Source organism: Agrococcus sp. KRD186, from assembly GCF_017168255.1.
In the GTDB taxonomy this organism is placed as follows: domain Bacteria; phylum Actinomycetota; class Actinomycetes; order Actinomycetales; family Microbacteriaceae; genus Agrococcus.
The window spans coordinates 2,884,139-2,904,978 of record NZ_JABFAP010000001.1; the positions used below are offsets into that span (position 1 = coordinate 2,884,139).

General features: G+C 70.9%; 23 protein-coding genes. 15 read left to right on the forward strand and 8 right to left on the reverse strand.

Annotated elements, in window-relative coordinates:
• The first annotated feature begins 39 nt into the window (after positions 1–39).
• From J1M46_RS14025 to sufU, 5 genes are read left to right on the forward strand one after another with little or no spacing between them, the layout of a single operon-like run.
• On the forward strand, positions 40–495 hold the full coding sequence (locus tag J1M46_RS14025; protein WP_206448345.1) for a YciI family protein: 456 nt from the start codon (positions 40–42) through the stop codon (positions 493–495).
• Positions 496–529: 34 nt separating this feature from the next.
• The gene (locus tag J1M46_RS14030; protein WP_241249137.1) at positions 530–883 is read left to right on the forward strand and encodes a YciI family protein; all 354 of its coding nucleotides are present in this window, start codon (positions 530–532) and stop codon (positions 881–883) included.
• Entirely contained in the window at positions 880–2,178 is a 1,299-nt protein-coding gene (locus tag J1M46_RS14035; protein ID WP_206448347.1) for a sigma-70 family RNA polymerase sigma factor, read from the forward strand. Before J1M46_RS14030 ends, J1M46_RS14035 begins: the two co-directional genes overlap by 4 nt.
• Before the next feature lie 46 nt (positions 2,179–2,224).
• A complete protein-coding gene (locus J1M46_RS14040) occupies positions 2,225–3,526 on the forward strand; it encodes a SufS family cysteine desulfurase (RefSeq protein WP_206448348.1) in 1,302 nt (433 codons plus the stop codon).
• On the forward strand, positions 3,526–3,978 hold the full coding sequence (gene sufU, locus J1M46_RS14045; protein WP_206448349.1) for a Fe-S cluster assembly sulfur transfer protein SufU: 453 nt from the start codon (positions 3,526–3,528) through the stop codon (positions 3,976–3,978). Before J1M46_RS14040 ends, sufU begins: the two co-directional genes overlap by 1 nt.
• 24 nt (positions 3,979–4,002) lie before the next feature.
• Here sufU and J1M46_RS14050 read toward each other — a convergent pair whose 3' ends face one another.
• Complete coding sequence (locus J1M46_RS14050) at positions 4,003–4,785, reverse strand: acetoin reductase (protein ID WP_206448350.1); 783 nt, start codon at positions 4,783–4,785, stop codon at positions 4,003–4,005.
• A 119-nt stretch (positions 4,786–4,904) separates the two neighbouring features.
• Between J1M46_RS14050 and J1M46_RS14055 the strand changes: the two genes are divergently transcribed.
• The 3 genes from J1M46_RS14055 (at position 4,905) to J1M46_RS14065 (ending at position 6,982) form a co-directional block, all read left to right on the forward strand.
• On the forward strand, positions 4,905–5,894 hold the full coding sequence (locus J1M46_RS14055; RefSeq protein ID WP_206448351.1) for a bile acid:sodium symporter family protein: 990 nt from the start codon (positions 4,905–4,907) through the stop codon (positions 5,892–5,894).
• Positions 5,895–5,993: 99 nt separating this feature from the next.
• The gene (locus tag J1M46_RS14060) at positions 5,994–6,392 is read left to right on the forward strand and encodes a VOC family protein (protein WP_206448749.1); all 399 of its coding nucleotides are present in this window, start codon (positions 5,994–5,996) and stop codon (positions 6,390–6,392) included.
• A gap of 2 nt (positions 6,393–6,394) precedes the next feature.
• Positions 6,395–6,982, forward strand: coding sequence for a class I SAM-dependent methyltransferase (locus J1M46_RS14065; RefSeq protein WP_206448352.1), 588 nt, complete (start codon positions 6,395–6,397; stop codon positions 6,980–6,982).
• 117 nt (positions 6,983–7,099) lie between these two features.
• On the opposite strand, the gene J1M46_RS14070 is transcribed toward J1M46_RS14065, so the two are convergent.
• Positions 7,100–7,285 carry a hypothetical protein gene (locus J1M46_RS14070; protein WP_206448353.1) on the reverse strand — a complete coding sequence of 62 codons (186 nt, stop codon included), beginning with the start codon at positions 7,283–7,285 and terminating at the stop codon, positions 7,100–7,102.
• A 79-nt stretch (positions 7,286–7,364) separates the two neighbouring features.
• Complete coding sequence (locus J1M46_RS14075) at positions 7,365–8,360, reverse strand: Bax inhibitor-1/YccA family protein (protein WP_206448354.1); 996 nt, start codon at positions 8,358–8,360, stop codon at positions 7,365–7,367.
• A gap of 132 nt (positions 8,361–8,492) precedes the next feature.
• Between J1M46_RS14075 and J1M46_RS14080 the strand changes: the two genes are divergently transcribed.
• The 3 genes from J1M46_RS14080 to J1M46_RS14090 are packed head-to-tail and all read left to right on the forward strand — an operon-like array spanning position 8,493 to position 12,566.
• Positions 8,493–9,443: a glycerophosphodiester phosphodiesterase family protein gene (locus J1M46_RS14080; protein WP_342384390.1), complete on the forward strand. Its 951-nt coding sequence runs from the start codon at positions 8,493–8,495 to the stop codon at positions 9,441–9,443.
• A complete protein-coding gene (locus J1M46_RS14085; RefSeq protein WP_206448355.1) occupies positions 9,440–11,821 on the forward strand; it encodes an ATP-dependent helicase in 2,382 nt (793 codons plus the stop codon). Before J1M46_RS14080 ends, J1M46_RS14085 begins: the two co-directional genes overlap by 4 nt.
• Before the next feature lie 4 nt (positions 11,822–11,825).
• A complete protein-coding gene (locus J1M46_RS14090) occupies positions 11,826–12,566 on the forward strand; it encodes a DUF3800 domain-containing protein (protein ID WP_206448356.1) in 741 nt (246 codons plus the stop codon).
• Between the two features lie 140 nt (positions 12,567–12,706).
• Here J1M46_RS14090 and J1M46_RS14095 read toward each other — a convergent pair whose 3' ends face one another.
• The 5 genes from J1M46_RS14095 to J1M46_RS14115 form a co-directional block, all read right to left on the reverse strand.
• Positions 12,707–12,886 carry a hypothetical protein gene (locus J1M46_RS14095; RefSeq protein ID WP_206448357.1) on the reverse strand — a complete coding sequence of 60 codons (180 nt, stop codon included), beginning with the start codon at positions 12,884–12,886 and terminating at the stop codon, positions 12,707–12,709.
• A 68-nt stretch (positions 12,887–12,954) separates the two neighbouring features.
• Positions 12,955–13,335 carry a VOC family protein gene (locus J1M46_RS14100; protein WP_206448358.1) on the reverse strand — a complete coding sequence of 127 codons (381 nt, stop codon included), beginning with the start codon at positions 13,333–13,335 and terminating at the stop codon, positions 12,955–12,957.
• A 239-nt stretch (positions 13,336–13,574) separates the two neighbouring features.
• On the reverse strand, positions 13,575–15,245 hold the full coding sequence (locus J1M46_RS14105) for a tripartite tricarboxylate transporter permease (protein WP_206448359.1): 1,671 nt from the start codon (positions 15,243–15,245) through the stop codon (positions 13,575–13,577).
• Positions 15,245–15,790, reverse strand: coding sequence for a tripartite tricarboxylate transporter TctB family protein (locus J1M46_RS14110; protein ID WP_206448360.1), 546 nt, complete (start codon positions 15,788–15,790; stop codon positions 15,245–15,247). The genes J1M46_RS14105 and J1M46_RS14110 overlap by 1 nt, the downstream gene beginning before the upstream one ends.
• Positions 15,787–16,833 carry a Bug family tripartite tricarboxylate transporter substrate binding protein gene (locus tag J1M46_RS14115; RefSeq protein WP_206448361.1) on the reverse strand — a complete coding sequence of 349 codons (1,047 nt, stop codon included), beginning with the start codon at positions 16,831–16,833 and terminating at the stop codon, positions 15,787–15,789. The genes J1M46_RS14110 and J1M46_RS14115 overlap by 4 nt, the downstream gene beginning before the upstream one ends.
• A 161-nt stretch (positions 16,834–16,994) precedes the next feature.
• Here J1M46_RS14115 and J1M46_RS14120 point away from each other — a divergent pair, with 161 nt between their 5' ends.
• Genes J1M46_RS14120 through J1M46_RS14135 form a run of 4 tightly spaced genes read left to right on the forward strand, consistent with a single transcriptional unit; the run spans position 16,995 to position 20,831 of the window.
• Positions 16,995–18,632, forward strand: a complete 1,638-nt coding sequence (locus J1M46_RS14120; RefSeq protein ID WP_241249138.1) for an ATP-binding protein — start codon at positions 16,995–16,997, stop codon at positions 18,630–18,632.
• A gap of 11 nt (positions 18,633–18,643) precedes the next feature.
• Positions 18,644–19,300: a response regulator gene (locus J1M46_RS14125; RefSeq protein ID WP_342384391.1), complete on the forward strand. Its 657-nt coding sequence runs from the start codon at positions 18,644–18,646 to the stop codon at positions 19,298–19,300.
• Between the two features lie 44 nt (positions 19,301–19,344).
• A complete protein-coding gene (locus J1M46_RS14130; RefSeq protein WP_241249140.1) occupies positions 19,345–19,839 on the forward strand; it encodes a transporter substrate-binding domain-containing protein in 495 nt (164 codons plus the stop codon).
• Positions 19,836–20,831, forward strand: a complete 996-nt coding sequence (locus tag J1M46_RS14135) for a cation transporter (protein ID WP_206448363.1) — start codon at positions 19,836–19,838, stop codon at positions 20,829–20,831. Before J1M46_RS14130 ends, J1M46_RS14135 begins: the two co-directional genes overlap by 4 nt.
• Positions 20,832–20,840: the final 9 nt, after the last annotated feature.

The window sequence follows — 20,840 nt, forward strand, 5'->3', positions numbered from 1 at the left end:
GAGGGTCGAGCAGCGGCCCAGCACACAAGGAGTACGACCATGCAGTACATGCTCATCATGCGCTCGGACGACGCAGCCGTCGCCGAGTACAAGGAGATCCCCTTCGAGCAGATCATCGAGGCGATGGGGAAGTACAACGAGTCGTTGATGGAGGCCGGCGTGCTGCTGGCAGGCGAGGGCCTGAGCGACGCGAGCGAGGGCTTCGTGGTCGACTTCACGGCAGACCCGCCGCTCGTCACCGACGGCCCCTACGGCGAGACGAAGGAGCTCTTCAACGGCTTCTGGATCCTCGACGTCGCCAGCAAGGAGGAGGCCGCCGAGTGGGCGAAGCGCTGCCCGCTGGGCCCGGGCGCCAAGCTCGAGGTGCGCCGCGTGACCGGACCGGAGGACTTCCCGGCCGACAACGAATGGGTGCAGAAGGAAGAGGGCTGGCGCGAGGAGCAGGCCGCCAAGCAGGCCGACCGCCAGGCGCAGGCCGCCGGCGACGCGCGCTGAGCCGCGGACGACGGGAGCGCTGATCATGCAGTTCATGCTCATCATGCGAGACGAGGACGCCGCGGCCGTCGAGCGCCGCGACGCCCCGTTCGAGCAGATGCTCGAGGCGATGGGCCGCTACAACGCGGCGATGGAGGAAGCCGGCGTGCTCGTCGATGCGCAGGGCCTCGCGAGCCCGCGCGAGAGCGTCGTCGTCGACTTCTCTGCCGAGCCGCCGCTCGTCACCGACGGCCCCTACGGCGAGACGAAGGAGCTGTTCAACGGCTTCTGGCTCATCGACGTCGACTCGATCGACGCAGCCGCCGGGTGGGCCGCGCGCGCGCCGCTCGGGCCGGGCACGAAGCTCGAGATCCGTCGGGTGCACGGCGAGGCGGACCTGCGCCGGTGACCGAAGCCCACGACGAGACGGCGCGCCGAGCGGAGGCATCCGCCCGGCGCGCGGTCGTCGCGGTCTGGCGCATCGAGTCGGCGCGCATCGTCGCCACCCTCACCCGCTACACGGGCGACTTCGCGCTCGCCGAGGATCTCGCGCAGGACGCATTGACGGATGCGCTGGCCCAGTGGCCGACGCAGGGCGTGCCCCGCAACGGGGCGGCCTGGCTCACCTCGGTCGCCAAGCGCAAGGCGATCGACCGCTGGCGCCGCCAGGAGCGCTTCGCCGAGCGGGTCGAGGCGATGGGGCTCGACCTCGAGCGGGCGCAGGCCGAGGCGGCGGATGCGCTGCCCTGGGATCCGGACGAGATCGACGACGACGTGCTGCGGCTGGTGTTCACCGCCTGCCACCCGGTGCTCAGCCAGCAGGCGCGCGTCGCGCTGACGCTGCGCGTCGTCGGAGGCCTCGAGACGACCGAGATCGCGCGCCTGTTCATGGTGCCGGTGGCGACGATCCAGCAGCGCATCGTGCGCGCGAAGCAGGCGCTCGCCGACGCCGACGTGCCGTTCGAGACGCCGCCGCGCGCCGAGCGGCAGCAGCGGCTGAGCGCGGTGCTGGGCGTGCTCTACCTGATCTTCACCGAGGGCCACGCGGCGACCGCCGGTGACGACTGGATGCGACCCGAACTCAGCCGCGAGGCCATTCGCCTCACCCGCATCCTCGCTGCGCTGCAGCCCGACGAGCCCGAGGTGCACGGGCTGCTGGCGCTGATGGAGCTCACCGCCGCCCGCTTCCCGGCACGGGTCGACGCGCGGGGCGAGCCGGTGCTGCTCGCCGACCAGGACCGCCGCCGCTGGGATCGCGGTGCGATCCGGCGCGGCACGGCGGCGCTCGACCGTGCCGAGTCGTTCGGCCGCGGCCTCGGCCCGTACGCACTCCAGGCGGCGATCGCGCAGACGCACGCCGACGCATCCGATCTCGCCTCGACCGACTGGGCGCGCATCGTCGCGGCCTACGAAGGGCTCGAGCAGATCGCGCCCTCGCCGATCGTCACCCTCAACCGGGCGGTGGCGCTGTCGATGGTCAGGGGACCTGACGGAGGGGCGGATGCGGCGCTCGCGATCGTCGACGGGCTGGCAGGGGAGAGGGCGCTCGCGATGAGCCATCTGCTGCCGTCGGTGCGCGGCGAGCTGCTCGCGCGACTCAGCCGCGACGACGAGGCACGCGTGGCGTTCGCACTCGCCGCCGAGCGCACCGAGAACGCGCGCGAGCGTGCCGTGCTGCTCGCGAAGGCCGCTGCCGGGCGCTGACAAGCACGCATATGTCCCCGACGGGCGCGGCTACTACCCTTGATGCGTGACGACCGCGACCGAGACAGCCCTGACCGAGGAACGCGTGCAGCAGCTGCGCGCCGACTTCCCGATCCTCGCCGAGCAGCCCGGCGGGGTGCCGCTGGTCTACCTCGACTCCGGCGCCACCAGCCAGCAGCCTCGCCAGGTGCTCGAGGCCGAGTGGGCCTTCCGCACGCAGCACAACGCCGCCGTGCACCGCGGCGCCCACACGCTCGCGGCGCTCGCGACCGACGACTACGAGCTCGCCCGTGAGCGCATCGCCCGCTTCGTCGGCGCACGCCCGACCGAGATCTCCTGGACGATGAACGCGACGGATGCGCTCAACTCCGTCGCGCTCTCGCTCGCCGAGGCCAACCGGGCCCATGCAGACGGAGCCGGCGCCGTCGACCCGACCCTGCGCATCCGCCCGGGCGACGAGATCCTCGTCACCGAGGCCGAGCACCACGCCAACCTGCTGCCCTGGCAGCGACTCGCGACCGAGACCGGTGCGACGCTGCGCTGGGTGGAGGTCGACGACGAGGGGGTGTGGACGACGGATGCGCTGCTCGCGCTGATCACGGAGCGCACGCGCGTCGTCGCTATCGCCCACGTCTCGAACGTCACCGGGCAGATCGCCGACGTGCCCGCGGTCGTCGCCGCCGCGCACGAGGCCGGCGCGCTGGTGGTGCTCGACGCCTGCCAGTCGGTGCCGCACCGCCCGGTCGACTTCCGCGCGCTGGGCGTCGACGCCGCCGCCTTCTCGAGTCACAAGATGCTCGGCCCGGGCGGCATCGGCGTGCTCTACCTGACCGAGGCGCTGGGGGAGGCGCTGCCGCCCGCGCGCGTCGGCGGTTCGATGATCACGACCGTCACGATGACCGAGCACGAGTTCCTCCCTGCGCCGCAGAAGTTCGAGGCCGGCACGCAGCCGGTCGCCTCGATCGTCGGCCTGGCTGCGGCCGTCGACTACCTGGAGGCCGTCGGCATGCCGGCGATCGAAGCCCACGAGGTCGCGCTCGGCGAGCGGCTGGCCGCCGGTGCCGCCGCCATCGACGGCGTGCGACTGGTCGGGCCTCGTCTCGGCGCCGAGCGTGCGGGCCTGGCGAGCGTCATCGTCGACGGCGTGCACGCGCACGACGCCGGCCAGCTGCTCGACGCCCACGGCATCGCGGCCCGCGTCGGCCACCACTGCGCCCAGCCGTTGCACCGCCGCCTCGGCACGGCCGCGACGACCCGCGCATCCGCCTACCTCTACACGACCGAGGACGAGGTCGACCGGTTCCTCGACGTGCTCTCGGGCGTGCGCGCCTACTTCGGGGTGGCGTGATGGCCGACCCGCTCGCCGGCCTCTACCAGGAGCTCATCCTCGAGCACGCGAAGCTGCGCGCCGGCGAGGGCGAGATCGAGCCCTTTGACGCCGAACGGCACCTCAAGAACCCCACCTGCGGCGACGAGGTCACCGTGCGCGTGCGCCTGGCAGGCGACGGCGACGAGGCACGAGTGGATGCGCTCGGCTGGGTCGGGCAGGGATGCTCGATCTCGCAGGCCTCGGCCTCCGTGCTCGCCGAGCAGGCGCCAGGGCTGACGGTCGCCGCGGTGCGCGAGCGGATCGAGGCGATGCGCGAGCTGCTGCGCTCGCGCGGCGCGGTCGAGCCCGACGAAGCGCTGCTCGGCGACGCGGTCGCGTTCGCGGGCGTCGCGAAGTTCCCCATGCGCGTGAAGTGTGCGATGCTCGCGTGGGTGGCGCTCGAGGAGGCGCTCGCCGAGCTCGACGGCTGACGGCGCCTCCCCTGCGTCAGTCGATCAGCGGAAGACCATGCCGCCGTCGATGAGCGGCGTCTGGCCCGTCATGTAGTCCGAGTCAGGGCCGGCGAGGTAGGAGACGAAGCTCGCGACGTCGTCCGGTGTGGATGCGCGACCCATCGTGATGCCCTCGACGTACTTCTTGTAGGTGGCGCCGATCTCAGCACCCGTGAGCTCGGCGAAGCCGCGGTCGATCTCCTCCCACATGCCGGTGCCGACGATGCCTGGGGAGTAGCCGTTCACGGTGATGCCGTGCGCGCCGAGCTCCTGCGCCGAGGCCTGGATGAGCGCCCGCACCGCGAACTTCGTCGACGAGTAGAGGCCGAGCATCGGGAACGAGTCGTGGGCGGCGATCGAGGTGGCTGCGATGATCTTGCCGCCCTTGCCGAGCTCCTTGAACTTCGCGGCGGCGACCTGGATGCCGAACAGCACTCCCTTGACGTTGATGGCGTAGATCTTGTCGAAGTCGGCCTCGGTGATGCCCTCGACCGGCGTGATGGGACCGGCGATGCCCGCGTTGTTGACGATGATGTCGAAGCCGCCGAGCTCGTCCGCGGTGCGGTTCACCGCCGATTCGAGGCTGGCCTTGTCGGAGACATCGCCCGCGATCGTGATGGCGCGCCGGCCGAGTGCCTCGACCCTCGCCTTGGTCTCCTGCAGCGATTCCTCGGTGAGGTCGAGCAGCGCGAGATCCGCGCCGTCCTTGGCGAGGCGCTCGGCGATGCCCTGCCCGATGCCCTGCGCTGCCCCGGTGATGAGTGCGATCTTCCCGTCGATGGCCATGATTCCTCCTTGTAGGTGGTCCCCCCCGCAGGCTACGCGCGCGGTCGCGCGCTCGCCACGGCGAGTCGGGGCATGAACGTTATGGTTTGGTATCAGATAACAACGAGAGAGGCTGTTCTATGCCCAAGTCCGCGCCCTTCGGCGAGCGCATCGGTCGCTTCGCCGGCACCTGGTTCCCCGTCGTCGTCCTCGCCGCCGGCGCGGTCGCGCTCTTCGCACCGCAGCCGTTCCTGCCGCTCGGCGCGATGATCAACCCGCTGCTCGGCATCATCATGCTCGGCATGGGCCTGACGCTGCAGCCGGTCGACTTCAAGGTGATCGCGAAGAAGCCCAAGGCCTTCGTCATCGGCGTCGTGGCGCAGTACGTCATCATGCCGCTGGTGGCCATCGGCCTCGCCACCGTCTTCCAGCTGCCGCCCGCGCTGCTCGTCGGCGTCGTGCTGGTCGGCTCCGCCCCCGGCGGCACCTCCTCGAACGTGATGGTCTACCTCGCCAAGGGTGACACGGCTCTCTCAGTCGCGATGACCACCGCCTCCACGCTGCTCGCACCGGTGCTGACGCCGCTGCTGGTGCTGTGGCTGGCCGGCTCCTACCTGCCGGTCGACGCCTGGGGCCTGTTCCAGACGATCATCTTCATCGTGCTGCTGCCGGTCATCGCCGGCGTCGTGCTGCGGATGCTGCTGCCGAAGGTCGTCAAGGCGATCCTGCCCTGGCTGCCGCTCGTGTCGGTCACGGGCATCACGCTCGTCATCCTCGCGGTCGTCGCCGCCTCCGCCGCCACGATCCTCTCGGTCGGCCTGCTGGTCGCGCTGGTGGTCATCCTGCACAACGGCTTCGGCTACGGCCTCGGCTTCCTGGCCGCGAAGTCGGTCGGCCTCGACTCGAGCGCCCAGCGCGCGGTCGCGATCGAGGTGGGCATGCAGAACTCCGGCCTCGCCGCCGGCCTGGCGAAGACGCACTTCATGCCCGAGGCGGCGCTGCCCGGTGCCATCTTCTCCGTCTGGCACAACGTCTCGGGCGCGCTGCTGGCCTCCTTCTGGTCGCGCCGCCCGACGAAGGATGCGCAGCAGCAGGTGACCGAGGCAACCAAGGACGCCCCCGTCAGCTGACCCGCTGCCTCCGAACGACCCTCGCCCACGCTCGGGCGGGGGTCGTTTGCGTGGGCGACAGGGCGTAGCGTGAGCGACATCCGAGCCGAGGGAGCCGCGATGGCGCTGCGCTGGTATTCGAACGTGATCGAGACGACGGATGTGCCGAGGCTGGCCCGCTGGTGGGCCGAGGTGCTCGACTGGCAGGTCGTCTTCGAAGCGGCCGACGAGGTCGTGATCATCCCGAAGTGGGCTGAGGAGCTGCGGCCGAAGCTCGAGTTCGAGCAGGTGCCGCCCGGCCTCGTGTTCGTGCTGGTCGACCACGAGAAGCAGACGAAGAACCGCATCCACATGGATCTCGCCCCGCACACCAGCGACGACCGCGACGCCGAGATCGCCAGGCTCGAAGCGCTGGGCGCCAAGCGCATCGATGTGGGTCAGGGGCCGGAGGTCACCTGGGCGGTGCTCGCCGACATCGACGGCAACGAGTTCTGCGTGCTCTCGAGCCGGGAGCGGTAGCCATGGGCATCTACCCGGCGCTCTACCGCCTCGGCATCAGGCCGTGGGAGCGCTACGCCGAGCTTTCCGGCCCCGCAGTCGCAGCCGCCCTCGACCGCGAGCGGGACGAGAGCCCCGACCCGCCGGGCCGCGCGCTCGACCTCGGGTGCGGACGCGGCATGCACACCCCGAAGCTGGCCGAGCGCGGCTGGGATGCGGTGGGCGTCGATCTCGTGCCCTCGGCGATCGAGCACGCCCGCAGCAGCGATCACTCCGGGGCGAGCTACGAGGTGGCTGACGTGACGCGGCTGCCGACGAGCCTCGGCAGCTTCGACGTAGTGATCGATATCGGCTGCTTCCAGACCCTCAGCACCGCGCAGCGGCAGGCGGCGGCTCGCAGCGTCACAGCGATCGCCGCGCCGGGTGCGAGGCTGCTGATGCTCGCCTTCGGTCGCGCATGGTTCAGCTACGAGGGCGTCTCGCAGGTGCAGATCGAGGAGTCCTTCGCCGACTGGCAGCTCGTCTCGACTGCACCGGCACCGACTGCCGGGCTCGGGTGGCCGCTGAACCGCACGAAGCCGCGCTGGTTCCGGATGCGGCTTCGGCCGTAGCGGGAGGTGGCGGGGGCGTCCAAGGCGAGCGCTAGGACTCCTCAGCGCACTGGGTCACGATTGCTGTGGTGATGCGCCCCACGGGTTCGATCGGCAGCGGCACTGCGTGCTTCAGGATCACGGTGTCCTTGCTCGAGCGCAGCGCCCCGACCTCGGCCTCGACCGCATCCGCTCCTCGGGCCCGTGCGCATCGCGGGCCGGCACCTGGGCCACGATGGCCGCCCGCACCTGCTGCAGCCGCTCGGCCACGTCCGGCGGGAAGCCGGCGATGTAGACGTCGACGGATGCTGGCTGGTCGCTCATGCGCACAGTGTGCCGCACAAGGCGGGCACGGCAGAAGGGGTCCCGGCCGAAGCCGGGACCCCTTCTCGCAGTCGAGCTGCTAGTTGCTGCTGCGCAGGATCGCGATGATGCGCAGGATCTCGACGTAGAGCCAGATGATCGTCAGCACGAGGCCGAACGCGGCCGACCAACCGTACTTCTTGTGCACGCCGCGCTTGACGCCCATCTCGATGCCCTCGAAGTCCATCACGAGCGAGTAGGCGCCGAGCAGCACCGCGAGCACACCGAGGATCACGCCGAGCGGGATGCCCATGATCTCGACCGAGCTGCGCCAGCCGAACATGCCGGTCGGAGCCACCATCATGCCGACGAAGTTCGCGAGGGAGAACAGGCCGTAGGCGATGATCACGATGAAGAAGATCTTGTTCAGCTTCGGCGACGTGCGGAACACCCGGAATACGTAGCCGGCGAGCGTCACACCGATGACGCACGCGGTTGCGAGCAGCGCCTGGAAGATGATGCCGGTCATCGGCTCACCGCCGATGCCGCCGAACTCGAGCAGCCCCGAGAAGCCACCGAGGAAGAGGCCCTGTGCCGCGGCGTAGCCGAGGATGAGCGCGGGGCTCGGCTCCTTCTTGAAGATGTTCACGAGCGCGAGCACGAAGCCGACCAGCGCGCCGCCGTAGGTGAGCACGTAGAACGGCAGCGACGTGCCCGAGAACCACAGCATGCCGAGCGTCACGATGAAGCCGAGCGCGGTTACGCCGAGCGTGAGCACCGTCTTCATGATCACGCTGTCGTACGTCAGCCGCTCGGTCTCGACCGGGCCCGCCGACGGGGCGTTGAACTGCTGGTTCAGCTGCTCGGGCGAGGGGACGCCAGGCTGCTGACCGTACGGCTGCTGCCCGTAGGGGGTGCCGCCGTACTGCTGCGGCTGCCCGTACGACTGCTGGCCGTAGGGCTGCTGCCCGTATGGGGCCTGGCCGTACGGAGCCTGGCCATAGGGAGCCTGCTGCCCACCGGGCGTCGCCTGCGAGGCGCGCTGGGAGTTCTCGGTGAACGCGGGCGAGTTGCGGAACGCCGGGTTGCCTGCCAAGGGAGTTGCTCCTGTCGAAGATCTGCGGCCGCCACGTCGGGCGGTCTGCGCTCAGACTACCGATGGATGCCCAGATTTCGCTGTGGATGGCACGCCGTTCGCGCACGGCGAGCGGCAGGCTAGCCTGGCGCCGTGCACACCACGCGCGTCATCGCCCACCGCGGCGCCTCCGGCTGGGCTCCCGAGCACACCGAGCGCGCCATCCGCCTCGCCGCGCAGCTCGGCGCCGACGCCGTCGAGCCCGACCTGGTCGCCAGCCGCGACGGGGTGCTGGTCGTGCGGCACGACAACGAGCTGGGCGAGACGACCGACATCGCCGACCGTCCCGAGTTCGCCGACCGCCGCCGCACGCAGTCGATCGACGGGCACGAGCTCACCGGCTGGTTCGTCGAGGACTTCGCCTGGTCCGAGCTCGCCACGCTCCGCACCCGCGAGCGGCTGCCGCAGCTGCGACCGACGAGTGCCCGCCGCGACGGCGCCGAGCCCATCCTGCGCTTCACCGAGCTGCTGGCGATCGCCGAGGAGACCGGCCTCGACGTGGTCGCCGAGCTCAAGCACCCCAGCCATCTCGCCGCGATCGGCCTCCCGCTCGATGCGATGCTGGCGGATGCGCTGGCGCGCACCCGCTGGATCGCACCGGGAGCGCTGACGGTCGAGTCCTTCGAGGAGAGCGCGCTGCACCAGGTGCGCGCGCTCGGCGTCGACGCCCGCCTGGTCTACCTGATGGAAGCCGACGGAACGGCACCCGACCTGCGCCTTGCCGACGATGCGGCCGGGCCAGCCGCGCGAGCGACCTGGTCGAGCGGGCGCGCGCGGCAGGGCTGGGCACCATCACCTGGACGCTGCGGCCCGAGAACGCCTTCCTGGAGCCCGCGCATCGGCTCGGCGAGCACCCGGCCGCATGGGGCGACTGGCAGCGCGAGTGGATGCTGTTGGCCGAGCTCGGGCTGGAGGCGGTCTTCGTCGACCACCCCGATCTGTGGCGGCGGATCGAGCCGTAGCGGAGCGGCCACGAGCGCCTCCACCGGCGCCCTCGGCCGACCGCGCGTGTGGGCGCGCTCGCCTAGAATCGAACCCATATGAACGATCTGTGGGGGTTGCACGATGACGGCTTCGGGGACGTCGCGAGGCCGAGCCCGATCGGCCCCCGCGGCGACGGCATCCCCGAGCATCTGCTCGCCGGGCTGAACCGGCCGCAGCGCGACGCCGTCGAGCACCGCGGTCCCGCGCTCCTGATCGTCGCCGGTGCCGGCTCGGGCAAGACACGCGTGCTCACGCATCGGGTCGCCGGCCTGCTCGCCACCCGCGAGGCGTGGCCGAGCCAGATCCTCGCGATCACCTTCACGAACAAGGCTGCGGCCGAGATGCGCGAGCGCGTCGAGCACCTCGTGGGGGAGGAGGCGCGCGGCATGTGGATCCGCACGTTCCACTCCGCGTGCGTGCGCATCCTGCGGCGCGAGGCCGAGGAGTTCGGCTTCAAGGAGTCGTTCACGATCTACGACTCCGGCGACGTGCGCGCGCTCATCAAGCGGCTCATCAAGCAGCGCGGCGCCGACATCCAGGGCCTCACCCCCGGCAGCGTCTCGGCCCGCATCTCGAAGCTGAAGAACGAACTGCACGACGTCGACTCGTGGGCGCGCACCGTCAGCCTCGAGAACCCGCTCGATGCCGCCTTCCTCGAGCTCTGGCGCGACTACGACGCCGAGCTGCGGCGTGCCAATGCCTTCGACTTCGACGACCTCATCTCGCAGACCGTCTTCCTGCTGCGCGCCTTCCCGAGGGTGGCGGCGCAGTACCGCAAGCGCTTCCGCCACATCCTGGTCGACGAGTACCAGGACACGAACGCCGCCCAGTACGCCCTCATCCGCGAGCTCACGAAGCCGGTCACGCGCGCCGAGCTGCCCGAGCTCCGCACTGACCTGCCGGGCGCATCCCTGACGGTCGTGGGTGACTCGGATCAGTCGATCTACGCCTTCCGGGGTGCCGACATCCGCAACATCACCGACTTCGAGCGCGACTTCCACGATGCTCGCGTCATCATGCTCGAGCAGAACTACCGCTCGACGCAGAACATCCTCTCGGCCGCCAACGCCGTGATCGGCAACAACTTCGACCGGCGCGCGAAGAACCTCTGGACCGACTCCGGCGACGGCGCGAAGATCATCGGCTTCACCGGCTACTCGGGCCACGACGAGGCGCAGTTCGTCGCCGACGAGATCGTCGAGCTCACCAGCGGCGGCAGCATGTCGTACAGCGACGTCGCGGTGTTCTACCGCACCAACGCGCAGACCAGGGCGCTCGAAGAGGTGCTCATCCGCACCGCCATCCCATACAAGGTCATCGGCGGTACCAAGTTCTACGAGCGCGCCGAGATCAAGGACGCGATGGCGTACCTGATCACGGTGGCCAACCCCGACGACCCGCTCAGCCTGCGCCGCATCATGAACGTGCCCAAGCGCGGCATCGGCCCGGCCACCGAGGCGGCGCTGCAGGCGCACGCCGACGAGCACCGGATCACGCTGCGGGATGCGATGCGTCGCGTCGACGAGATCGCCCTCGGCCCGAAGGTCGCGGCGGCGATCAAGGATCTCGCGGCGCTGCTCGACGAGTTCAGCGCCCGGCCCGAGGCCGACCCGGGGGAGGTGCTGCGCGAGCTCATGAGCCGCTCGGGCTACACCGACCAGCTGCGGCGCTCGCCCGATCCGCAGGACGCGGCACGGCTCGAGAACGTCGAGGAGCTGGTGGCGGTCACGCGCGAGTTCCGGCGCCAGAACCCGGCGGCCAACCTGCTCGACTTCCTCACCGAGACCTCGCTGGTCGCGGCCGCCGACGAGCTCGATGACTCCGGCGGGCAGGTCTCGCTGATGACCCTGCACACGGCGAAGGGGCTCGAGTTCGACGCCGTCTTCATCACCGGCATCGAGGAGGAGCTGCTGCCGCACCGGATGGCGGCGATGGAACCGGGCGGCGAGGCCGAGGAGCGGCGCCTGTTCTACGTGGGCATCACGCGCGCGCGCCAGCGGCTGCACCTCTCGCTCGCCATGACGCGCGCGCAGTTCGGCGAGGTCAACCCCGCCGCACCCAGCCGCTACCTCGAGGAGATCCCCGCGGGCCTCATCGACTGGCGCACGCCGCCGACGGCGGTGCGGCCTTCGCCGCAGCGAGCGCTCGCCGGGCGCTGGCGCGACGAGCCGCGCGAGTCGTTCGTCACCGGCTACCGCGACAGCCCGAAGCCGCTGCCGAAGACGCCCAAGAAGGAGTTCGCCAACATGATCACCGAGGTGCGCGACAACAGCGCCATGGTGCTCGAGCCCGGCGACCGCATCCGCCACAAGGACTTCGGCGAGGGCCGCGTGCAGGCGGTGACCGGCCTCGACAAGAAGCGCGTCGCCGAGGTGCTCTTCGAGGGCGCCGGCCGCAAGCGGCTGCTGATCAAGATCGCGCCCATCGAGAAGCTCTGAGCACATGCCGAAGTTCGGGGACTACGTGGTCTACGTCGACGAGAGCGGCGATCACAGCCTCACTTCGATCAATGCGCAGTACCCGGTCTTCGTCCTGGCGTTCTGCGTCTTCCGGGTCGAGGATTACATCGCTTCTGTCGTGCCGCGCGTGCAGGAACTGAAGTTCTCGACGTTCGGTCACGACATGATCGTGCTGCACGAGCGCGAGATCCGGAAGGCTGAGCCGCCGTTCGACGTGCTGCTGAACCCGCAGGTGCGAACACAGTTCATGGCAGAGCTCAACGAGATCATGGCGGCAGCGCCGATGACCATCGTGGCCGCCGTGATCGATAAGCCGGCCTTCAAGCGGCGGCGGGGGATCGATACGAATCCGTACCACGTCGCATTGGAGTTCGGACTGGAGCGAGTGTTCCTCGAGCTGCAGGCGCATGGTCAGGTCGGTCGACCGACGTCAGTGGTGTTCGAGAGCCGGGGCAGGGAAGAGGACCGGACCCTCGAACTTGAGTTCCTGCGGATCTGCTCGTCGACGCAGATGGAAGGGCTCGCTCGGACGCTGCGATTCCAGTGTGCGTCGAAGGGTGCGAACAGCAGCGGACTGCAGCTGGCGGACATGGTTGCCCGCCCCATCGGGCTGCATCACTTGCGTCCCCAACAGCCGAATCGAGCCTGGGATGTCATCGAGTCCAAGATCCGTCGAGACCGTCTCGGACGCATGGCCGGCTGGGGCCTCAAGACCTACCCATGAAAGCGAAAGGCCCCGGTCTCCCGGGGCCCGACGCCGATCGAGCATTCCCGATCCACTTGTCTCATTGTACCGCCTGATCCGATCGGGTGCGGTTGTGATTCCGAACGCCCTCGCTTGGCGGTGGCTTGCCAGTGATCGGCTTACAGGCCGGGCGTCACCAGCAGCACCATCGCTACGAGCGTGACCGCTCCGACCAGCCAGATGACCGGCTGCAGCCGTCGGCGCATGGTGCGCGGCGGCCGTTCGTCGTCGTAGCGGTCGAAGTACGGGTCGAGCTCCGGCGGGATCCGCTCGTGCTCGCGCTGCTCGTGCTCCTGCATGTCGCCCAGCCTGACACAGCGGGCGTCATCTCGATACGGCCTGCGGCGTACTCGATGGCCGCGGGAGGTCAGCCCTGCGCGCTGCGGTCGGGCAGCTGCTGCAGGGTCCAGCGGTTGCCGTCGGGGTCGCTGAAGGTGACGAAGCGGCCCCACGGCTGCTCGTCCACCTCGCTCGCGCCGACACCGGCGGCAGTGAGCGCATCGCGCGTCGCGTCGGCATCGTCGATCACCAGCTGCACGTTGCGCATGCTGCCCGGCTCGTCCTCCGAGATGCCCTCGCCGAAGGCGATCGAGCATGCCGATCCCGGCGGCGTGATCTGCACGAAGCGCAGCCCCGGCTGCACGGTCTGGTCGAAGTCGACGTGCCAGCCCAGCTGCCCCTCATAGAACGCCTTGGCCCTGTCGGTGTCGCTCACCGGCACGAAGATCAGCTCGATGCGGCAGTCCATGCTCGCTCCCATCGTGGTGCGCGGTCGTCGTCGGCCGCGTCGTCACCGACGCTACGCCGGGGCGCCCACACGGCGCAGGGGTCGGGGGCCCCGACCGAGTCGGCGCAGGGCTCGGGTGCCGCCAGCCACCCGGCAGAGCGACCAGGCCGCCTGGGCGCAGACGACGGATGCCGCCCCGGGGTGTCCGGGACGGCATCCGTCGTGTGGTGATCTCGAGACGGCCCATCGGGCCTGACCGCTCAGCGAGATGGCGGCGAATCGTCGAGGTCGTCGCCCTCGTCGTCGGGCCGCACCCTCGGCAGTGCCGTGGTCGACAGTCGACCGCGATCGACCTCGGGGTGCGGCTCGTGCAGCTCGATCTGCTCGTCGAGCGAGGCGATCGCGACCGTGTCGACCGCCGGCAGCGACGCCTCGTAGCGCGCGCGGCGGCGCTTGAGCCACAGCGACAGCGCGATGATCACGATCATCACGCCGTACGCGACCCACGAGAACGGGCTGTGCACGAGGTAGGACGCGTCGCCCTGCGAGATCTGCATCGCCTTGCGCAGCTGCTCCTCGGCCATCGGCCCGAGGATGGCGCCGACCACGAGCGGCGCGACCGGGAAGCCGAGCCGTCGCATGAAGAAGCCCAGCACGCCCAGCACCAGCAGCACCCCGATGTCGAAGGTGGTGAAGTTGGCCGCGTAGGCGCCCAGCCCGGCGAACACCAGGATGCCCGCATAGAGGTAGGGGCGGGGGATCTGCAGCAGCTTCACCCACATGCCCACCAGCGGCAGGTTGAGCACCAGCAGCAGCGCGTTGCCGATGAAGAGGCTGGCGATCAGCGCCCACACGAGCGCCGACTGCGTCTCGAACAGCCGCGGTCCGGGCGCGATGCCGTAGGTCTGGAAGGCGCTCAGGATGATCGCGGCCGTCGCCGAGGTGGGGATGCCGAGCGTCAGCAGCGGCACGAGCACGCCCGCGGCCGCCGCGTTGTTCGCGGCCTCGGGGCCGGCGACGCCCTCGATGGCGCCCTTGCCGAACTGCTTGCGGTACTCAGGCTTCGCCAGGCTGCGCTCGCTCGCGTACGACAGGAAGGTCGCGACATCCGCCCCGCCCGCAGGGATCGAGCCGATCGGGAAGCCGATGGCCGCACCGCGCAGCCACGGCTTCCAGGAGCGCGCCCAGTCGCTGCGGCGCATCCAGGTGCGCCAGCCGCGCGTGATCGGGATGATCGGCAGCTCGCCGTGCCGCAGGCGAGAGCCCACGTAGAGGGCCTCGCCGAGCGCGAACAGGCCGACGGCGACCAGCACGACGTCGATGCCGTCGCCGAGCTGCGGGATGCCGAGCGTGAACCGCGACTGGCCCGTGAGGGTGTCGACGCCGATGAGGCCGATGAAGAGGCCGACCGCGAGCGAGACCATGCCGCGCCAGGCGCTGTCGCCCAGCAGCGCGCCGACCGTGAGGAAGGCGATCACCATCAGGGCGAAGTAGTCGGATGGGCCGAGGCTGACCGCGAGGCGGGCGACGGTGGGTGCCAACAGGGTCAGCAGCACCGTGGCGATCGTGCCGGCCACGAAGGAGCCGATCGCGGCCGTCGCGAGCGCGGCGGCGCCGCGGCCGGCCCGGGCCATCTTGTTGCCCTCGAGGGCGGTGACGATGGAGGCGGACTCGCCCGGCGTGTTCAGCAGGATCGAGGTGGTCGAGCCGCCGTACATGCCGCCGTAGTAGATGCCGGCGAAGACGATGAACGCCGCCGTGGGCTCGAGCGCGTAGGTGATCGGCAGCAGCAGCGCGACGGTCATGGCCGGGCCGATGCCGGGCAGCACGCCGACGGCGGTGCCCAGCAGCACGCCCAGCAGCGCGTAGAGCAGGTAGATCGGCTGGAGCGCGGTGGCGAAGCCGTCGAGCAGCAGGGACCAGGTTTCCATCAGAGGCCGATCCAGGAGGTCAGTGTGCCGGTGGGCGGCATCGACAGGCCCAGCAGGGTGCCGAACAGGAACTGCGTGATGATGCCGAGCGCCAGGCCGATCAGGGCAGAGACCCACCAGCGCTTCGCGCCGAGGGCGAGTGAGGCGCCGGTGAACAGGATCACGACGGCGAGCGGCCAGCCGAGCGACGGGATGGTGATGATGAGCGAGAGGAAGGCGAGCACCACGATGCCCGTCACACCCCAGGAGGTGCCGTGCTCGAGATCGACGTCCTCGCCCTCCTCCGCGTGCCCGAAGTGGCCGCGCAGCTGCTGGATGAAGACGACGAGCGAGCTGACCAGGAGCAGGCCGCCGATGACGTACGGGACCACCCGGGCGCCGAGGGTGCCCGTCGAGCCGGGAGGCTCGCGGATGGTGGTGGTCGCGATCAGCACGGCGATCGAGAGCACCACGAGGAACCCGACGAAGGCCATGGCCTCGATCCGGGCGGCGCGCGCCCGGTCCGGCGCACCCTGCGAGGGTGCGCCGGCCGGGGCGGTGCTCATTCGATCAGGCCGATCGTGCGCAGCGTCTCCTGGGTGAGCGTGATCTCCTCGCCGACGAAGGTGTCGAACTCGTCACCGGCCATGAACGCATCCGTCCAGCCGTTGGTGGAGAGCACCTCGGCCCAGGCCTCCTGCTCGTGCATCTGCGTGACCAGGTCGATGAGGCCCTGGCGCTCCTCCTCGGAGATGCCGCCGGGGGCGATGACGCCGCGCCAGTTGGTGAGCGTCACGTCGATGCCCTCGTCCTGGATCGTCGGCACCTCGGGCAGCAGCTCCGAGGGCTCCTCACTCGAGACGGCCAGTGCGCGCAGGTCGCCCGAGAGCACCGACTCCGAGAACTCGGCGACGCCGGAGATGCCGGCCTGCACGGTGTTGCCCAGCAGCATCGTCAGCGCCTCGCCGCCGCCGGAGTTGGCGATGTAGTTCAGCGTGTTCGGCACCTCCTCGGGGGCGACGCCGCCCTCGGTGAGCAGCAGGCCGGCGAGGATGTGGTCGATGCCGCCGGCCGAGCCGCCGGTGACGGCGACGCTCTTGCCCTCGGCGATGATCGCGTCGACGAGGTCCTGCAGGCTCTGGAACTCAGAGTCGGCGGGCACGACGATGACGAGCGGCTCCTCGGTGAGGGCCGCGATCGGCGTGGTGTCCTCGAGGCGGTTGTCGGAGGCGTTCGTCTCGACCGCGCCGATCATCACGGAGCCCGTGATCATGAGCGTGTTCGGGTCGGTCTCGGTCGCGAGGCTCGCGAGGCCGACGGTGCCGCCGGCGCCGCCGATGTTGGTGACCGGGGCGCTGCCGACCAGGTCGGAATCGGTCAGCACCTGGCCGATGGCGCGAGCGGTGGCGTCCCAGCCGCCGCCCGGATCGGCGGGAGCGATGACGTTGACGGCCTCGATGGCCGCCGGTGCTGCGTCGCCCTCGGGGGCGTCAGAGCCGGCCGGTGCTCCGCCCGACGAGCAGGCCGCCAGCGTGATGGCTGCGGCGCCTGCGATGCCGATGCGGGCGATGGACTGCAGACGCGTGCTGCGCGTGGTGCGTGGGTGCATGGATCGCACTTCTCCTCCTTGAGCGCCCGGCACCATGCCGGGTCACGATCACCGGCGACGCTAGCCCGGACGGCAGCGGTGGGCGCCGTTGTGGTCGATTCGGCCGTTTCGGTCGTTCTGGTCAGCGCCCTGAGGGGTTGCGCGACGCCTACGATTGGCTCATGCGACGGGGGATGAAGCTGCGCACGCAGCTGGTGGTGCTGCAGAGCGCCATCATGCTCGTCGTCATCGTCGGCTCCGGCGTCGCTGCGGCCTGGCTGCAGGAGCGCGCGCTGCGCGACGCGTACCTCGACCGCATGATCGGCGTCGCATACTCGGTGGCGCAGCTGCCCTCGGTGATCGACGCGTATGACGACGCCGACCCGTCTGCCGTCATCCAGCCGATCGCCGAGACCGTCAGGGAGGCATCCGACGTCACCTACGTCGTGGTGACCGATGTCGAGGGCATCCGCTTCTCGCACCCCAACCCGGAGCGCATCGGCGAAGTCGCCTCGACGGAGCCGGATGCCGTCATCACCGGCGACCTCTATACCGGCAGGCAGACCGGCACGCTCGGCGAGTCGTGGCGCGCGAAGGTGCCGGTGTTCGACGCGCAGGGCGCGATCGTCGGACAGGTCTCGGTCGGCATCCTCGAGTCGGAGCTGCAGGCCGCGTGGCTGTCGAACGTCTGGATCCTCGCCCTCTTCCTCGCCATCGCCGCCGTCATCGGCGTGCTGCTGGCGAGCTGGGCTGCATCGCTCGTGCGCCGGCGCATCTACGGGCTCGAGCCCGAGGAGATCAAGTCGATGCTCGAGACCCGCAACGCGACCCTGCACGGCATCGGCGAGGGGCTCGTGGTGCTCGACGAGGCCGGCGCCATCGTGCTCTGCAACGATGCGGCGCTGCGGCTGCTGGGCCGCGAGGGCGACGACCTCGCGGGCGTGCCGGTGGCCGAGGTGATCGATGCGCAGCTCGAGCCGCTGCTGGCCGACGCGGGCGAGCAGCAGCTGGTGCTGGCGGGCGAGCGGATGCTCGTGGTGCGCGCCGACCCGGTGGTCGTCGACGACCGCTCGATCGGCACCGTCCTCATCCTGCGCGACCGCACCGAGCTCGACGCGGCCCTGCGCGACCTCGCCGGCGCGCGGGACTCCACCGAGACGCTGCGCGCGCAGCAGCACGAGTTCGCCAACACGCTGCACACGCTCGGCGGGCTGCTCGAGCTGGGCGAGACCGACGCGGCCATGGCCGTCATCCAGCGGGCCGGCGCCGGCGGTGCGCTGGCGGCGCTCGAGCCCGCGCACGGCATCCTCGAGCTCGAGGTGGCGGCGCTGCTGCTGGCCAAGCGGGCGCGGGCTCGCGAGCGCGGCGTCGAGCTCGAGGTGCGGGCGGATGCGTCCCTGCGGCCGGCGTCGTCGCCCTCGGTCGCGGGGGACTGGCTGACGGTGCTCGGCAACCTGATCGACAACGCACTCGACGCTTCGCCCGGCGGCCGTGTGGAGGTGTCGCTCGACGATGTCGACAGCGCCGGCGGCCGGCTCGTGACGATCGTCGTCGACGACGACGGACCCGGCGTCGACCCCGAGCTGCGGGAGGCGATCTTCGGTCACGAGGTCTCGAGCAAGCAGCGGCCCGGCGGGCTCACGCGCGGCTACGGGCTCATGCTGGTGCGCCGCGTCGCCGAGCGGCTGGGCGGCTCGGCGACGGTCAGCCCCTCGCCGCTGGGCGGGGCGCGCTTCACCGCCCGGCTGCCGGTCGAGAGCGACGCGGCCGGCACGAGCCCCGCTGCGGTGAGCCCGGCGGCGACCGGGGCCGCGTCGTGAGACTGCTGCGGGTGCTGATCGTCGAGGACGACAAGGCCGTGGCACTCGTCAGCCGCGGCTTCGTCGAGCGCCACGGCGCGTTCACCGTCGTCGGCGAGGCGGGCACCGGGCGCGACGCCCTGGAGGCGATCGAGGCCGTGCGGCCCGATCTGGTGCTGCTCGACGTGCACCTGCCGGATGCATCCGGCATCGAGGTGCTGCGGGTCGCCCGCGCGCGCGGGTTCGCCGGTGAGGTGGTGGCGGTGACCGCGGCGCGCGACCTCGAGACGGTGCGCGCGGCGCGCTCCTTCGGCGTGCGGCACTACCTCGTGAAGCCGTTCGGCATGGAGGCGATGCGCGAGCGGCTCGAGTCGATCCGAGCCGAGCTCGCGCAGGCCGAGAACCTCTCGACCCACCCGCTCGACCAGCGCGCGGTCGACGCGATGCTGCAGCCCTCCGACCGGCAGAAGCCCACGCCGGCCGGCTCGCAGCTCACGCTCGATCGGGTCGCGGCGCTGCTGGCGACGATCGAGCAGTCGGTGAGCGCGGCCGAGGTGGGCGAGCGGCTGGGCATGTCTCGCGTGAGCGCCCGCCGCTACCTCGAGCGGCTGGTGGTCGACGGCCGCGCCGAGGTCGAGCCGCGCTACGGCGGCACCGGCAGGCCCGAGCTGCGCTACAGCGCGCGCTGACGGCCGCGAGCCCGCTTGCAGAGAGCGGGGCTAGCATGCCCGACATGAAGCGCAGACGGATGCGTCGGCTCGGCTCCGGCGCGCTCGCCGTGGCAGTGACGGCGGCGCTCGCGGGCTGCGGCATGACCATCCCCTCCGACGTCGAGGGCACGCTCGATGCCGTCACCGGCGGCGTGCTCGAGGTGGGTGTAACGCCCAACCCGCCCTACGTCGACACGAGCGACGAGCAGCCCACCGGCAGCGAGGTCGACCTGGTGACCTCGTTCGCCGACTCGGTCGGCGCGACCCTCGAGTGGACCGAGGGCAGCGAGCAGACCCTGGTCGGGCTGCTGGAGGCGGGCGAGATCGACCTGGTCATCGGCGGCCTCACCGACGACACGCCCTGGAGCGAACGGGCCGCTCTGACGCGCGCGTACGCGCAGGCTGAGCAGGCGGACGGCTCGAGCAAGGGGCTGGTGATGCTCGCGCCGATGGGCGAGAACGCGTTCCTGTCGGCGCTCGAGCGCCACCTCGACGCTGAGACGGCGGGGCGGTCGTGAGCCTGCTCGGCGGGCGCGAGCTGCCCGAGGCGCAGGCGCGCGCGCTGCGCAAGGCGCGCACGCTCGAGTGGGCGGTGCTCGCCTACACGGCGGGCACGATCGTGCTCGTCGCGCTGGTGATGGGCAACTCCCAGGCGATGCAGACCGCCTGGGTCGAGGACATCCTCTCGACCATCCCGCAGCTCGCCTTCCTGGCCGCGCTGCCGTTCGTCCGCCGCGCGGCGACGGCGAAGCACCCCTACGGCTACCACCGGGCGATGGGCGTCGGGCACCTGGTCGCCGCTGTCGCGCTGCTCGCCGTGGGTGCGAACCTCTGCTTTGAGGCGATCAGCGGGCTGGTGAAGCAGGAGCACCCGCCGATCGGCACGATGCAGGTGTTCGGCGTCACGCTCTGGCAGGGCTGGCTCATGATCGCGGTGATGGCCGTCATCATGATCCCGCCGTTCTTCTATGGCCGCGCGAAGATGAAGCTCGCGAAGCAGCTGCACAACAAGCTGCTCTACGCCGATGCCGACATGGCGCAGGCCGACTGGACGACGAACGCCGGCTCGATCGTCGGTGTGCTGGGCATCGGCCTGGGCATCTGGTGGCTCGACGGCGCCGCGGCGCTGTTCATCTCCGCCGGCATCCTGTGGGACGGCCTCAAGAACACCCGCGCGTCGGTGCTCGACCTGATGGACATGCGGGCGACGACCTACGACCAGTCGGAGCCCGATCCCGTGCACGAGCAGGTCGACGAGCTGCTGCGCGGCCTCGGGTGGGTGCGCGACGCCGCGAGCCGCATCCGCGACGAGGGCCAGGTGTTCCACGTCGAGGCCTACGTGGTGCCCAAGCGGGCGAAGGTGAAGGTGACGGATGTCGACCGTGCGGTCGCCGCTGTCCAGGCACTCGACTGGCGCGTGCACGACGTCTCGGTCTCGATCGTGCAGGAGCTCGACCTGCCGGAGCAGCAGGAGGAGCGCCAGGAGCGGCGCAGGCGCGGCAGCCGGTAGCTGCGGCGA